Here is a 16,116-nt window from a genome sequence, read left to right on the forward strand (position 1 = left end):
ACTCACCTTCAATTTTAATCGACTGCACGAACACGACCAATCCCGCTTACATTAGAATACAAATTTCTTGGATTTCCTCTATAATTTACAACGCAGGCACCAGCCACTTCCACTTTCAACTCTTCTGATGCAAAAACATTTGCACTACCTGCACCGGCCAATACCAAATCAACTTTTTCTGCCATCAAATCATACGCGTTTAATTTCCCGGCACCCGGCATGTTTACTTTCAAACACTCAACATTTCCTTCGATGTCCGCTGAGGTAGCTCCTGCGAAATTCAACTCCAAATATTTGCCTGATAAATCTAAATTCACATTTACAGCTCCTGCAAAATTCATTACCAAAGAATCAAATGTAAACTCAGAAGGCGTATGTAAACTGATTCTGCTAACAGCAGTTAAAGACTTCAACTCCGTAACAGTAAGCCTAATACCCACCCGTGAAGCAGATCTTCTGCTTATATTATCAGTTAATAACTCCACTACAAGTCTGTCATCATCATGATTGATTAATACCCGGTCGAGCATATTCTTATCACCTTTCAGCTCCAGTCGGTTTTCATCTCCTTTTTGCAAAAAGATTTCAAAGTCACCAACCAGATCAACGGTGGTAAAATCTCCAGTCCTCCTAACTTCGACTTTGTCGCTGTTATCAAAGGAGTGATGAGAAAACCGGCTGCTTCCGGAGTCCATAACACAACTTGAGAACAATGAGACTGTAAGCACTAAAATGATATAATTATAAACTCGTTTCATAATAGAATTATTGTATTCTGAATCGGATAATCTTAATTCTGATATTTAAACGTATGCTGTTTTATTAAAACAGCATTACGTCCATTGCAACAATAGATTCAAACATTAGGGAATCGGGAGTTTCAGTGTCAGTTGAAAAACCATCTGAACTTAACATCCACGGACTCAAGGTCTGTTCAATCTCTTCGATGTAGTCGGTTTGAATCATATTTGAGGCAAAATTAATGTCTAACATCCAATTTTCAAGACAATCTTCCTCTATTCTACTGAAATGAATCCCAGTGTAATTCCATAGATCAAGACTCAACATCCAATCCTCTACTATGATAATTTCATCCTCATATTGCGGCGTCCAATCAAGACTGATCATCCAATCTTCCAAAACAAGCAGAGAGTCTTGATTTTCAGAAATATTCAAACCATCGGTATAATCGTAAATACCAGTTGTTGTATCTATATCGTAAACTGAAACATTTCCATTATGCAATGTAGAACATCCCATTAAAAGGATAGCTAGTGCTAAACCTCCTATAAACTTACTCATCAGATTAAGTTTCTTGCCTTTTAGTTGATTAACTTTTGTTTTCATAACTAATCCTCCATTGATTGATTTGTCATACATCAAACAGAAACGATGCCAAAACAATCATACATCTGTATTTCTGATACTTACACAAACAACTATCAAATCCCAGACCCATCATTTTGTTCGAAAATGAGAAAAAACATGTACGATTTCGGACAAAAAAAAGAGTTCGTAAAACGAACTCTTTAATCATATATTGATTTTTAAACTGTCGCAATTATTTCAATCTGTCCAATACACTCATAACTTCAAGGACATGGTCTCTGCTCTCATTTAACAATGCCATCTCATCTTTATTCAGATCCAATTCAATGACTTTCTCAACGCCATTCTTACCAAGAATTACAGGAACGCCAAGGTAACATTCATCAATTCCGTATTCACCCTCAAGTTTTACACATACCGGGAATACTCTGCGTTGATCCCTAACTATGGCTTCAACCATTTGGGCTGCAGCAGAACCGGGGGCATACCAGGCTGAAGTACCCATTAATTTAACCAATTCACCGCCTCCGAATTTCGTACGCTCAATAATTGCATCAAGTTTATCTGCATCCATCAATTCGGTTACAGGAATTCCACCAACAGTTGTATAGCGTGGGAGTGGAACCATTGTATCCCCATGTCCGCCCATTAAAATGGCCTGAATGTCCTTAGGTGAAACGTTTAACTCATCAGCAAGGAAAGCGCGATAACGAGCTGTATCCAAAATTCCAGCCATTCCTATTACTTTTGTACGTGGTAGTTTACTGGTGATATGCGCCTGATAAGTCATCACATCCAAAGGATTAGAAACTACTATAATTATGGCATTTGGAGAAAAAGAGATGATTTGTTCTGTCACGGATTTTACAATCCCGGCATTGGTTTCAATCAGATCATCACGAGTCATTCCTGGTTTGCGTGGCAAACCGGAAGTAATTACAACAACATCAGAATTGGCAGTCTTGCTGTAATCACTGGTTACACCTATTGTTTTGGAATCGTATAAATCTACCGGAGCTTTTTGCCATATATCAAGTGCTTTGCCTTCAGCAACGCCTTCTTTAATATCAATCAAAATTATTTCGTTGGCAATCTCCCTGTAAGCCAATATATCAGCACAGGTTGCTCCAACATTCCCTGCTCCTACAACTGTTACTTTCATCCGTATATAATTTTAAAAAGTTATTGATCAAATCCGCAATTAAATGCCTCTATTATATCACCTGGATAATTCTGTATTTCTTTAATTAGGCGCAAATATATAATTCCGCCATCAATTAAAGAAAAATTTCTTCATTATTTTATAAAGAATTAACAAGTCTTGATTTGTAACAGTTTTTTAGATGATAAAGTTCATAAATCTTAACATCTTATTTAGAGATTCAAAACGTTATTCGCAAAACGAATATACTTACAACAAATGCATCAGAACAATAAAATACAGATATGCAATACCAATGAAAACAAAAAAAAATCGCAGCTTGTATTTTTAACAAGGTTGCGATCTCTTTTTTTTGACCATCAATTTTATAATTTCATGAACCTTTCTCTATTCGAAATAAAGCAGACATAAGAACAAACTGACAAAAACCCGCATAATTTTTACAGGGAAACCAGCTTAAGAGTTTCAGCATTAGATGGAGGCGTCAGCATAACCCGGTCACCTTCTTCAATTCCATCAACCACCTTAAAAAAGTTGTCATTTTCCCCAGAAGTTCTAATCTGCTGTTTCACAACGGACAACCCTTCCCTTTTAAATACATATCGAATGTTATCTGAGCCGGTAAATACTGCCAGTCGTGGAACAATAATAGCGTCTCTCACTGACTCCACCACGATGTTGTTAGAAGATGTCATTCCCGGCAGAAGTGTTCTGCCTTCAGGATTAACTTCTATTTCGACTCTGAAAACATTAAAAAAGTCGTTACTTTGCTCCTGACCGATGTTTGCCACTCGTTTCACAACACCAGTAAATCGTTCATCCGGAAAAGCGTCAATCCTGACCCTTACAGGCAAACCAGGACGAATTTTTGCAATATCAATCTCTTTAACATCAACCACAGATTGGATGGTTGACAAATCAGGCAATGTAGCTATTAAAGGGTTCCAACGACTAACATGCGATCCAACACGTATTTTTTGACCATCATTACCACGTGCATACACAACCATTCCGTCAGCGGGTGCAGTAATTCTCAAATCTTGTTTTAATTGTTCAATTACCTGAATCTCATTTTCGGTCTCTTTAACATTATCCATTGCCCTCCGGATACGCAGTTCAAGCCTTCGTCGCGTTTGAGTATAATTACGATGCCGTTGCTGGTAATCTCTCTCTGCCCGCTCAAGACTTATCTGAGCCTGACGTTGAACAGCTTCTGACTCAAAAGCAGATTGCTCCAATCTAATTTCCATGTCCAAAACCTGATCACGTGCCTGACGAATGGCATCTCTTGCATCGCTTAAAACGAGAGAGCTATCTATTCTATTATTCTCTAAATTATTAAGGTACATTTCCAGTCGATCCTGGGCTTGCCGTAATCGATCTTCCACTTCACCCGGATCAAGTGTTGCAACATAATCCCCTCTTGACACAACTGTTCCCTCACGGATCATATCAGTTATTTGTATGTGGCGAACGCGGATGGTTCTGTCAAGCAACACATCTGGAATCGTAATCTGCTCGTATTCTAATGCTTCTAACTCTCCTGATGCTGATACGACAACTTCAAAAGTACCTTTTTCAACCCTGACAACATCAGGTTCCCGATCGGATTCGCGGGTTGCAAGTGCATAAACCACCAATGTAACTACAACCAGACCCAACGGAGCGATCAATTGCCAAATATTTTTCTTCATCTGTCTGTATTTTGTCTGTTAAGCAGAACTAATATTAACACCACTTTACCTTTGCAACAACTCATCAAGTTCGTCAATCAATGCCCGATTTTCAATAAAATCAAAAAGCGTCATTCTCCGGAGACCATAATAACTCACCCAATATCTTCGCAAAGCATCTATATAAGCTCTGCGTGCAGCATCCAATGAATTCCTTGCAGAATTCAATCGGATGACATCCACTTTTCCAATCATAAAACGTTGCATGGTAACATCGTATCCCATTTGTGCAATGGTATCAGCACGGGCAGCAATTGCCACTTGATTCTTTTGGAGGTTAAAGTCCAGAACTGAAATAATGGCATCCTGCTCAAAATCCTGAAGAGCTTGCATTACTGTTGCCTCTGTAACCTCCTGATTTGACCTTGCCATTTGAACCCTTCCTCGGTGAACGCCCCAGTCAACAATAGGCATACTTACACCAACACGAAACTGTTGTTGCTCCAGAAAAGGACTACGATAGGCCAGATCAATATCCCCGGCATTTTTATTTATCCCAAGATTTGCTCTGATATTGGCATTCAAGCCCGTTTCAGAACGGGTTCTGGCGACATTTTGCTCAGCCTCCAGCACTTGTCTTTGATAGGATAATATGTCAGGATTGTTTTCCAGCGCGAGATTTAAAGCCAGGTCTGCATCAACCTGCAAATCTGGTATTCTATCCGGGACAATACAACGTACACGAATATCATCATCCAGAGCTAAAAAAGAGTTCAGGGAAGCATGAGCCTGTTTAACGTCAATTTCTGCACGACTTACAGCTAATTCAGCATTAAGTAACCCTAGCTCCAGATCAAGAAGTTCATCTTGCGTTACGGTACCAATTTCAAAACGTCCCCGCCCAATCCGGTACAAAGTGTCTGCATTGGCATAATTAACACGCGCAATTCTTTGATTGATTTCTGCAGTTGCTACATTAAAAAAGTGATTGGTTGCCTGAACAGATAACTGTTCAATGGATTGCAAATAATCAAGCTTTGCCTGCTCAAATTTAAGTGGCTCTATACGAGATTCCCACCTGAAACGGTTATAACCATTCAATGACTGTGTGAACCCGACACTCACCGGAACTGATGCATATTCAACCATTCCCCTGTCAATGTCCTCGCGTCGACTCAGAGAGGACGTAACATCAAAAACACCTCCTGTAAAAGTAACATTTTGCCGAACAGACAAGGCTGCATTCGAAGAAAATGAAGAGAGCGAAACAAATCGATCCTGCTCCTGTTGCGGATCCCATCTCTCTACCACTGAACGATCAAAATTTACGGGTGTAGAGTTCAGTACCAAGCTAGGTAAACGATCGGCTCTGTAGCTACGAAACTCCCAATAACGTGAAAGATACATATTTCTTGCACGAAAGCTAAAAAGGGACTGCTGATGTGCCAAATGAATCACCTCATCCAGGGTTAAATCAACCTCTATTATTTCCCTGTCCTGACTCTTCAAGCCATAAGCTCCAATAACAGTAAAACAAATCAGAAAAAATATTACTCTCATTATTCTCAAATTTCTAAACAATTATATAAAATGCCTGGATGCATAAACGAATTTAGTGGCGCAACGACTCAACCGGGTCTTGCTCTGATGCTCTTTTAGCAGGAATGTATCCAAATACAATCCCTACGGTTGCAGACACCCCAAAAGCCACCAGAACAGAGAACAAGCTTACAATGGTTTGAATGTCGGCCATAACATGAATCAGCCGCGCCAATACAACACCCAGCACAATTCCAATCATACCACCGGTTACGCTTATCAATGTTGATTCAGCCAGAAACTGCACAACAATATCTTTTCTTGAAGCTCCAATGGCCTGTCGTGTTCCAATCTCTCTGATCCTTTCCCAAACCGATGCCAGCATGATGTTCATGATGCCAATCCCTCCTACAATCAGTGAAATGCTTGCAATGGCACCTAAAACGATATTAAAAATATCGTTTGTTTTTTGTTGCTGCTTTAACAAAAGCTCGGGAACAGTAACTTCAAAATCATAAATATCAGAATGTCTTCGTAACAGCATTCTGGTGATGATATCGGCAGTAACACTTAAATGCTCTGTTTCATCAACCTGAACAATGATTTTGTCCAATTGATGATTGGCCGTTACAACTCCATTTCCGTTATTTCCGGAGTTGGCATTACCCCCTCCGCGCGCAATGCTTTCCAGAACTTCAGGATTTACTCTGGCTCTGTCTCTGAAACGCATTAACATGGTTTGGGTAGGGATGAAAATTTTGTTATCGGTACTGCTGATCCCCATCTCATCTGAGGCAGAGGCAGTAAAATCACGGCGCTCTATTACACCAATGACTTTCAGCCAAGTGTTTCCACATTTGATATACCGTCCAATGGGATCCTGAGTGCTGAAAAAGCGGTTTCTGATATTATCCCCGATAATAGCTACAGGAAATCCTCCTTCACTCTGAACCTGATTAAAAACCTTGCCTTCAACCAAATTAATATTCAGTAACTCAAAATAGTTGGAAGATACCCCTTCCAGTACCACAGGATAACTTCGTCCCTCAAGTACGGCATGATAGTTCATACTTATAACAGGGCTCAAACGAGAGACTGTAGGAATAGCTTCTTCAATGGCCATGGCATCCAAAAGTGTTAATCCAGGAGAAAACCTTCTGGAATCGCTACCTGCGGCATTAGGTGCGCCTAAAGCAATATCGGATGGACTCACTATGATATTGTTAACACCAACGAGTCTGATTTGCTCCAACACTTCTTGCTGAGCACCCCTGCCAATAGCCAGCATACTAATTACTGCTGCTACTCCAAACATGATACCCAATGCAGTAAGCATGGATTTCATTTTATTGGCCAAAATGGCTTCAACAGCTATAATGACATCATGAATATATCGTGTAAAAAGTCTCTTAATCTGTCTCATCTCAAATCTAGTTTTTCGTATTGAAAGAAATACGCAATAATGTTATTGAGGCATTGGATTGCGTCTTCCCTCGCCACCGGGTCTTCTTCTTTCTCCATCATCATCTCTCGAACCACGCCTTTGGGGCACCTCCTGTATATTTTGTTCCAAGGAATCTTTAGCTGCTTTTTCTTCGCGTTGAAGGATCTCTTTATATATTTCTTCGCCAAGGAGGGGTAATTCTTCTCGATTAGACGGTGGGTTTAAGAATACCACCTGACCTTCTTCCAATCCATTGCGAACCACTACATGGTTCGAATTCTCCATTCCAGCATCTATAATCTGACGCACTATTTGATTGGTTCGAGTAAAAACATACCTTGTACTATCGGTTCTGTAAACTGCCTCAAGCGGTATATATAAAACATCCTCTATCCTATCAACCGTTATAATATTACTGGTAGTCATTGCTGGACGAAGTTCCGGATCGGTTCCAAAAAGCCGAATGGTGACTTCAAAAACCCTTGCATCACTATTGGGTAAAATCTGACCAATGTTTGCAACAGTGACAACTTCCCCATCAAAACGCTTTTCCGGAAATGCATCTACCCCCACCACTACTTTTTGGCCGGGTCTTATACGCGAAATGTCTGATTCGTTGATAAAAGTATTAGAGATCATGGATGATAAATCAGGCAGCTCAGCTATTCGTGGTGCCCATCTACTAACAGTACTCCCAACACGGATTTTACTTCCCAATCGGTCATAACTATAGATAACCATTCCTGGTTTAGGAGCACGAACATCCAGAGCATTAAACAATCGCTCAATATCTTCCACACTCTCTCGATGTCGGCGGACTTCTTCCAAGGCTCTTTCAACACTGTGTCGCGCTTGCCTTTCCTTTAAACTGTAATTGCTTAATTCCTGTGTCAAATTGCGTTCAGCGCGCTCATAATCCAACTGAGCCTGACGTTGAACTGCCGGTGATTCATAAATAGACTGCTCCATTACTAATCTGCGCTCTTCCACGGCAACACGAGCGTTCACAAGACCATCCCGCAAATTGCTCATATTTATATTGGTATCGATGCGTGCATCCTCTAATGCCTGAAGCGAACGCTCCAGTTCATCTCTGGCGTCATTGAGTAACTCCTCAATGGCACTATGATCCAGCGAAGCCACAAAGTCCCCCTCTTCAACGACTGTTCCCTCTTCTACCAGGTCGGTTACCTGTATTTCGAAAATATTAATCCTGCGACTTGACAACTCAGAGGGAACCTCAATAAATGTAGCATTTTCAGCCTGTAATTGCCCGGTCGAATAGACTTCGGCTACAAAGGTTCCACGCTGTACATGAGCCTCGATTAAAATATCTCCTGTTAGTGCTGTTCCGCGAAATATCCAAAAACCAAAAATCAACACAATCACCACTGCCGCTCCAATGGCTACTCTCTTGACAATAGAATTCCTGTTTTGCATGCTTTATATATAACAAATATGATTCTTCTTTATGACACAATGTACAAGTTAAAGTTTAAACCAAACTTTAAAATTAATTGATAAAAATCATCAATAAAACATAAAATATATCATCAATCCAAAACTAATATCATCGTAACTACTTACATATGTGCACAAACGCCACAATCAATTTAACCGAATCATGGAAGAACAAACTGCGTGTCAAATATTAATCAAAACTTTTTTTAGGATTTAAATATCAAATTTCACAAACCGTCATTCTTCATAATCACAAAGGCATCCTATTAAATAGTGCGTTTATGACAGTGATTTATTTAACCTGCTAGCATCCAAGAATTATCCATAACGACATTTTTATGACGCGAAGTTCGCCTTTAGGCAATAAATACAGGTTCAATTCATTCTGGAATAGCATTCTGGGGTGTTAGAGGAGTAGCCTTAGAGACTGTTTAAGCTATATCGAATCAAATAAAAAAATTTTAGATGTTAGACTTTTAGACCGATAGACAATACAAAACAGGAACCCAATTGTGCCGAATCTTATTTCTAAACGATTCTATCTGTCTTATCCCGAATGTCTCGGGATAAAGATCTATAATCTATAGAATTCTTTTGAAACTAATTTTAAACAGTCACTTAAAGATAGCATAATGAATCACCGGAGTTCTCTAACACCAGAACCTCATCTACAAATAATATCTTTCCTATTTTCTAAAACTTTTCAACCATATGTAGATTTTGATCTACACTTATACAGCAATTACATTTATGCCAGACTCTTAATCACCTCAATAATCTCTAAAGCAATATCATCAGCCTCTTTCATCGAAGGTGCTTCTGAATAGATTCTGATGATAGGTTCTGTATTCGATTTACGCAAATGAACCCAACGGTCGGCAAAATCAATTTTTACCCCATCAATATCTGTAACCTTTTCATTTTGAAATTTCTCTTTGACTTTTAACAAGATGCCAACCACATCAATTTCCGGAGTCAGTTCAATTTTGTTTTTCGACATAAAATATGAAGGATACTCGTTGCGCAACTCAGAGCATTTCTTGCCTGATTTTGCAAGGTGTGTCAAAAAAAGTGCCATACCAACCAATGCATCGCGGCCATAATGGCTGGCAGGGTATATAATCCCTCCGTTGCCTTCTCCACCAATCACTGCACCGATTTCACGCATTTTTTCAACCACGTTCACCTCTCCTACTGCTGCTGCTGCATAAATTCCGCCGTGATTTTCGGTGACATCACGCAATGCTCTGCTTGAACTTAAATTCGATGCTGTATTTCCGGGGGTGTTGGCCAGCACGTAGTCGGCAACGGCAACCAGCGTGTATTCCTCTCCAAACATGGAACCATCTTCACTGATGATGGCCAGGCGGTCAACATCGGGATCGACTACAAACCCCACATCGGCTTTCTCAATTTTAATGAGTTCAGAAATATCTGTAAGATGCTCAGGCAAAGGTTCCGGATTGTGCGGAAATTGTCCGTTGGGTTCGCAATACAACTCAAGCACATTGGTAACCCCCAACGCTTTTAACATTGCCGGAATGGCAATGCCTCCAACCGAATTAACGCAGTCAACTGCCACTTTAAATCCTGCCTTTTTAATGGCTTCCACATCCACTAAATCTAAAGCCAAAACGCTTTCAACATGTTTTTTGAGTGCTGATGAATCTTCAACAAAACTCCCTAATTGGTCTACATCGACATAAAGAAAAGCCTCCTGCGCTGCAATTTCAAGAACCCTTTCGCCATCGGCTGCATTCAAGAACTCTCCCTTTTCATTTAATAGCTTAAGTGCATTCCATTGCTTTGGATTGTGACTGGCTGTGAGAATAATTCCTCCATCGGCGTTGTGTTCAACAACCAATAATTCGGTTGTTGGTGTTGTGGCCAGACCAAGGTGAACCACATTGATTCCCAATCCCTGTAAAGAGCCTACTACCAAATTTTTCACCATTTCACCCGAAATACGAGCATCACGACCAACCACGACTGATGGTTGTGCTTTTCTGCATCGCTCCTTCAGCCACATTCCATAAGCTGAAGTAAACCTTACTACATCTATGGGGCTTAATCCTTCACCGGGTTTGCCACCTATTGTTCCTCTTATTCCTGATATTGATTTAATTAACGCCATATTATTTTTTTTATATTTCACTTTTAATCAATTGTTCGAAGAACCAAAACATTTTACAATGTAATTGAAACAGACATTTCTACTATACAAATATAAACGAAGAGTACAAGATGGGAAAAAGTTTAAGGAATAAAACATACAACTTTTAAATCATAGGACTTAGCCTAGGTATTGACATATTTCGAGTTTTGTTAGTAAAAAGATCATCAAACACAAGTAAATCAATATAAAGACAAGTAATATTGATGAAGGGAGTAATGCATTGTTTTCATTTCATTTTTTTGAAGAGCAGGAGGAAGAGTATCGTAACAGACAATTAGGGTAACGAAGTTTAACTCCATTCAATGATGCGGGTTAAGAAAAGCTATAAATGATAGATGATTATTTCGTGCGAGAATACCTGATAAGGGTAAAATTCTAATTTATTCGTGTACAAGAATAAATTAGAGGCTTAATTCAAAGGTCTTAAATAATGGCAAAATATTGAATTATCAAATTATCAATATTTCAATCAAAGATATTTCAAAAAAATCTTGCGATTTATTAGTTTAGGTCTAATCATAATAGTTAATTAAAAAATTAATAATCTCAATTTGAGTTTAAAAACCAGACAACACTCCTCAAAAAGCTATCGAACAAAACCAAAAAACCATCAAACACACAACATAAACATCTCTTTATCTAATATTTAACACTTTCCGGATTCGACTCTAAAAAAAACAGGTATAAATGAAACAAATTCAATATTTATTAAGTATTACTACTTTCAATCGACTATTTGGTTACCACATTGTTGAATACTTGTATAATGGGGGTGACAATAGGAGCCATCAAATAGACCTCTTAAATCACAAGTACATTAAACAATCAATTCAACGAACTTTACACAAACAATGATAAACCAAGAACTCACCTAAAAGCCTGTATGCCCACACAAATCGTCCCAAAAATCAACCGCACAATAATAATCCCAATGATGATCAAATAAATAGCAAAACCATTCAGGAACACAATTTATCATTATGAATACATTATTTCGAAATATTGTTTTTGCCTTATCAGGATTAGTTTTATCTATTTTCTGTTCTTCGGCTCAACAGCATAATTATTTATTTGAACGCTTATCTCTTGAAGATGGACTATCCCAAAGCAACGTCCATTGTATATTACAAGATAGCCAGGGCTTCATGTGGTTTGGAACTCGTGATGGGTTAAACAGGTATGATGGATATGAATTTACCATTTTTCGTAATGATCCTGGCAACAAGCATTCCATATCAGGTAACCGCATAGAAGCCATTGTAGAGGATGAAAATGGCATAATTTGGATCGCGACTTTTTTTAATGGCATATCTTCCTTCGACAGGGAAACACAAAGATTCACACAACACTCTCAACTTCCTGAATATAACAACAAACACTGGGTAAATGATACAAGAGGATTACAAATAGATAATGAAGGAAATCTTTGGGTTTTTTTTCAGTCAGGTTTAGCTATATACAATAGAGAAACCGAAAGATTTGACTTTACATATTATGATGATTTCTTCGAAGGGTATTGTTCTGACGTAATCAACACCATTCTTGACTACTCCTCAGATAAATGGCTGGTTAGCATTAATATGTGCCCCAATCTTTATCTCGTCAACAAATCAGACTTCTCAGTAACTGAAATAGAAATTGAAAATAGCCATCTATTAAGTAATCCTGAGAAATTCCTATTAATGGATCCTCAAAAAAATATAATTATAGGCGACAACAGAACAGGCTTGTTCAAGTACAATTATGATTTCAATTTTATAGCACATTATCATAACTCACCTGTTTCTCCTGTTAGGGTGGCATCCAATGCAAGAGATTTAATCAGGACGCAAAATGGAGACTATTGGCTTGGAACAGATGCCTATGGGATCTATATTCTCAATCAAGACTGGACAAATGCCACACATATAACATACAACAGGCAGTCAACCCAATCCATTGCCGGAAACACAATATATGATTTATACGAAAGTAACACCAATATCATCTGGATAGGGCACTTTAATGATGGGATTAGCTATTATGATCCCAATGCAATAAAATTTACTACGTACAGAAACGACCCTGATGATCCCACTTCCATTAGCCCCAATCCGGTTCTTTCAGTTTTTGAAGATTCTAAAGGTCGGGTATGGGTAGGTACTGATGGGGGAGGACTAAATCTGTTCGACAAACAAAAAGGAACATTTCAGAGATATACCAGTGAACAGAATGGACTTTCATCCAATGTTATAACAGTAATCTCAGAAGATCCGTTTGGAAACATTTTACTGGGTACCTGGGGGGCAGGTTTTATGCAGTTCAACCCTGAAACTGGCAGGGTGAGAGAGCACTTAAGGTATGCCAATGACAACGATGTTTGGAGCATTGAACCTGATGATGACGGAAGATATTGGTTAGGGATATTGGGCAGCCCAATGGCCAATTATTTTGACCCTGCAACTGATATCATTTCAAATTACACAGAATTAACAGGCAAAGAAAATATAATTCAGACACAGATTATGACCTCCATGAGAGACAGCCATGGAAATATATGGTTTGGTAGCGAAGGTGGAGGTGTCTACCAATATCATATTTCCAAAAAGGAAATGATCGCATACAGAAACGACCCGAGTAATCCAAACTCAGTGGTAAGCAACATCATCTACACTCTTTTCGAGGATTCTAAGGGACACATCTGGATGGGAAGCAGTGATGCCGGAGTTAGCATCTACAACCCAGAAGATAAAAGCTTTAGAGTAATAAATCAAGGTAACGGACTACCGTCAAACGGCATAATGGGTATTTTGGAGGATACAAATAATCATATTTGGATTAGTACTACAAATGGGATCAGTTTATACAAACCAGAAGAAAATGAATTTATTAACTTCACTACCAAAGATGGCCTACAGGGTAGAGAGTTCAAATATAACGCAAGTCTTATTGATGGTGATGGAACTATTTATTTTGGAGGATTAAATGGATTAAACACCTTTGATCCACTTGATATGAATTTAAACGAGGTCATTCCACCTGTCTATTTTACTGACTTTTTACTTTTTAATAACTCTGTTGAAATAGGAGCCGACAACTCTCCTCTCAGTAAGCACATATCAGCAACAGAAACAATCGTACTAAATCACAGGCAAAATATTTTTCAGATTTCCTATGTAGCAATAAATTACACAGCAACCGAGGATAATCAATACAAATACAGGATGATAGGTTTTGATGATGATTACATCCACACAAATGAAAGAACGGCATCCTATATGAATCTACCTCCGGGGCGATACACTTTTCATGTGATTGCATCCAATAATGATGGGTTATGGAATGAAGAAGGAGCCATGATAAACATCAGAATCCTGCCACCATGGTGGGGAACTTGGTGGTTTCGAGGCTTAATACTTATCCTTATAACAACCCTTATAATTCAATATACCCGTTGGCGAACCAAAAAACTAAGACAGAACCAGAAAGATCTTGAGGAGAGAATTTCCAAAGCAACGAAAGAGGTAGAAGAACGCAATGCCAGTCTATTTGAAGCACAGAAGAAACTCACTAAAATAATGGATGAAGTTAAAAAAGATCTTGGTAAAGCTTCCGAGGAATTACTAAATTCTACAAATAGTGAAGCAGCATCTATTGAAGAGATGTCGGCCAGCATCGAACAAATGGCTTCGGATATCAAAGAAAACGCATCCGGTGCGTCTAAAATACTGGTAAGCGGAAAAGAAATTGAAAAAAATACGGAAAAGACCGTTGATATAGTCTCACAGACCTCTGATGCCATCATAAACATAAATGAAGGGATTGGCTTTATTTCAGATTTTGCCAGAAAAACAAATCTTATTGCCTTGAATGCTTCCATAGAAGCGGCACGCGCTGGAGTTCATGGTAGAAGCTTTGCCGTAGTAGCAGCTGAAGTAAAAAAACTTGCAGACCAATCCCAAGAAGTGGCCTTAAATATTCAGAAGCTGTCGAAAACTGGCCTAAATCTTTCAGCTGAAGCCAGTACCAAAATAAATGATTTGTATAGTTACATTAAGAACATTGTATACTTAATATCTCAAATTAGTGAGTCAAGTCAAAACCAATCCCTACAAGCTAGCAATATAAGTACTGCAATTCAAGAAATTGAAAATTATGTTGCAGGAACTGCTACATTAGCTGAAAAACTCGATAAATCAATCAACTCTTTATCGGTGGACGAGTTATAACAGGATGAGATGTTATAACAATGTGGATCAGTTAAAATATCCAACCAATGAGTTAATCATTTCTACCAGATATAAAAGGTGTGCTAATCCCACACCTTTATTTTAATTGATAATTTTCACACAAACGACTTTTCAAATTTAAATTCAATTATATCTTAACCTTAAGAAACTTGTCAATAAATTATTTCTGATTGAATTTATCCTCTTTTTTTTCGCACTTTTGCATAAGAAATCTAATCATTAAGTATTCTCAATAAAACCAGATAATAATGCGAAACCAAAAACGCACCTTCAACAAACAGAATCAGGATAAAAAAAGACCGGATAAATCATTCTCAAAAAGAGAACAAAGACCAAACAGAACGCAAAAGCCAAAATACGAAGAACCAGAACAATCTGATGTTATAAGGCTTAACCGTTACATTGCCAACAGCGGAGTATGCAGTCGAAGAGAGGCCGATGAGTTAATATCCAAAGGGCTTATTACCGTAAATGGCAATGTGGTTAAAGAACTTGGATTGAAAGTGAGTAAAAACGATGTTGTAAAATATGATGGAAAGAAACTAAACCCCGAGCACAGGGTTTACATCCTCATCAACAAACCCAAAGACATGGTCACCACATCTTCTGACCCGGAAGGCCGGCGAACAGTTCTAGACCTGGTGGAAGAGGCTTGCGATGAGAGAGTTTACCCGGTTGGCCGACTGGATAAAAACACCACAGGCGTTTTGCTGCTGACCAACGATGGCGATCTTTCAAAAAAGCTCACGCATCCTTCCTCTGAAATCAAAAAAATCTATCACGTTTTTACAGATAAGCCTGTAACAAAAGCGCATATAGATACCATTTCCAAAGGAATTGAGCTGGAAGACGGATTAATAAAAGTTGATGCAGTAAGCTATGCTCATGAGGAGGATAAAAAACAGGTTGGAATTGAAATACACTCGGGCAGAAACCGAATTGTACGAAGAATTTTTGAGCACCTCGGCTATCAGGTTGAGAAACTTGACAGAGTATGGTTTGCAGGCCTCACCAAAAGAAATCTGCCGCGTGGAAAATGGAGATTTTTAACCCCAGATGAAGTAAAATACCTAAAAGCCGGAATGTTCTAACCTAAACATCTG

Annotated in this window: 10 protein-coding genes; 2 read left to right on the plus strand and 8 right to left on the minus strand. The window is 38.7% G+C overall.

Annotated elements, in window-relative coordinates; genetic code table 11:
• Window positions 1–14: 14 nt before the first annotated feature.
• The 8 genes from B5X70_RS14115 to glmM form a co-directional block, all read right to left on the minus strand.
• The gene (locus tag B5X70_RS14115) at window positions 15–758 is read right to left on the minus strand and encodes a head GIN domain-containing protein (protein WP_079558550.1); all 744 of its coding nucleotides are present in this window, start codon (window positions 756–758) and stop codon (window positions 15–17) included.
• A gap of 64 nt (window positions 759–822) precedes the next feature.
• The gene (locus B5X70_RS14120) at window positions 823–1,302 is read right to left on the minus strand and encodes a hypothetical protein (protein ID WP_143255083.1); all 480 of its coding nucleotides are present in this window, start codon (window positions 1,300–1,302) and stop codon (window positions 823–825) included.
• A 259-nt stretch (window positions 1,303–1,561) separates the two neighbouring features.
• Window positions 1,562–2,491: a malate dehydrogenase gene (gene mdh / locus B5X70_RS14125; protein ID WP_079558552.1), complete on the minus strand. Its 930-nt coding sequence runs from the start codon at window positions 2,489–2,491 to the stop codon at window positions 1,562–1,564.
• A 440-nt stretch (window positions 2,492–2,931) separates the two neighbouring features.
• The gene (locus B5X70_RS14130) at window positions 2,932–4,185 is read right to left on the minus strand and encodes an efflux RND transporter periplasmic adaptor subunit (protein WP_079558553.1); all 1,254 of its coding nucleotides are present in this window, start codon (window positions 4,183–4,185) and stop codon (window positions 2,932–2,934) included.
• A gap of 45 nt (window positions 4,186–4,230) precedes the next feature.
• Entirely contained in the window at window positions 4,231–5,724 is a 1,494-nt protein-coding gene (locus B5X70_RS14135) for a TolC family protein (protein WP_079558554.1), read from the minus strand.
• Window positions 5,725–5,776: 52 nt separating this feature from the next.
• A complete protein-coding gene (locus B5X70_RS14140; RefSeq protein WP_079558555.1) occupies window positions 5,777–7,126 on the minus strand; it encodes an ABC transporter permease in 1,350 nt (449 codons plus the stop codon).
• A 42-nt stretch (window positions 7,127–7,168) separates the two neighbouring features.
• The gene (locus B5X70_RS14145) at window positions 7,169–8,587 is read right to left on the minus strand and encodes an efflux RND transporter periplasmic adaptor subunit (RefSeq protein ID WP_079558556.1); all 1,419 of its coding nucleotides are present in this window, start codon (window positions 8,585–8,587) and stop codon (window positions 7,169–7,171) included.
• Between the two features lie 769 nt (window positions 8,588–9,356).
• The gene (gene glmM, locus B5X70_RS14150) at window positions 9,357–10,742 is read right to left on the minus strand and encodes a phosphoglucosamine mutase (protein WP_079558557.1); all 1,386 of its coding nucleotides are present in this window, start codon (window positions 10,740–10,742) and stop codon (window positions 9,357–9,359) included.
• Between the two features lie 1,022 nt (window positions 10,743–11,764).
• On the opposite strand from glmM, the gene B5X70_RS14155 reads away from it, so the two are divergent.
• On the plus strand, window positions 11,765–14,992 hold the full coding sequence (locus B5X70_RS14155) for a ligand-binding sensor domain-containing protein (RefSeq protein WP_079558558.1): 3,228 nt from the start codon (window positions 11,765–11,767) through the stop codon (window positions 14,990–14,992).
• 269 nt (window positions 14,993–15,261) lie between these two features.
• On the plus strand, window positions 15,262–16,104 hold the full coding sequence (locus tag B5X70_RS14160; RefSeq protein ID WP_079558559.1) for a pseudouridine synthase: 843 nt from the start codon (window positions 15,262–15,264) through the stop codon (window positions 16,102–16,104).
• The last annotated feature ends 12 nt before the right edge of the window (window positions 16,105–16,116 follow it).

It is taken from the genome of Alkalitalea saponilacus (assembly GCF_900168165.1).
GTDB classification, from domain to species: domain Bacteria; phylum Bacteroidota; class Bacteroidia; order Bacteroidales; family Marinilabiliaceae; genus Natronoflexus; species Natronoflexus saponilacus.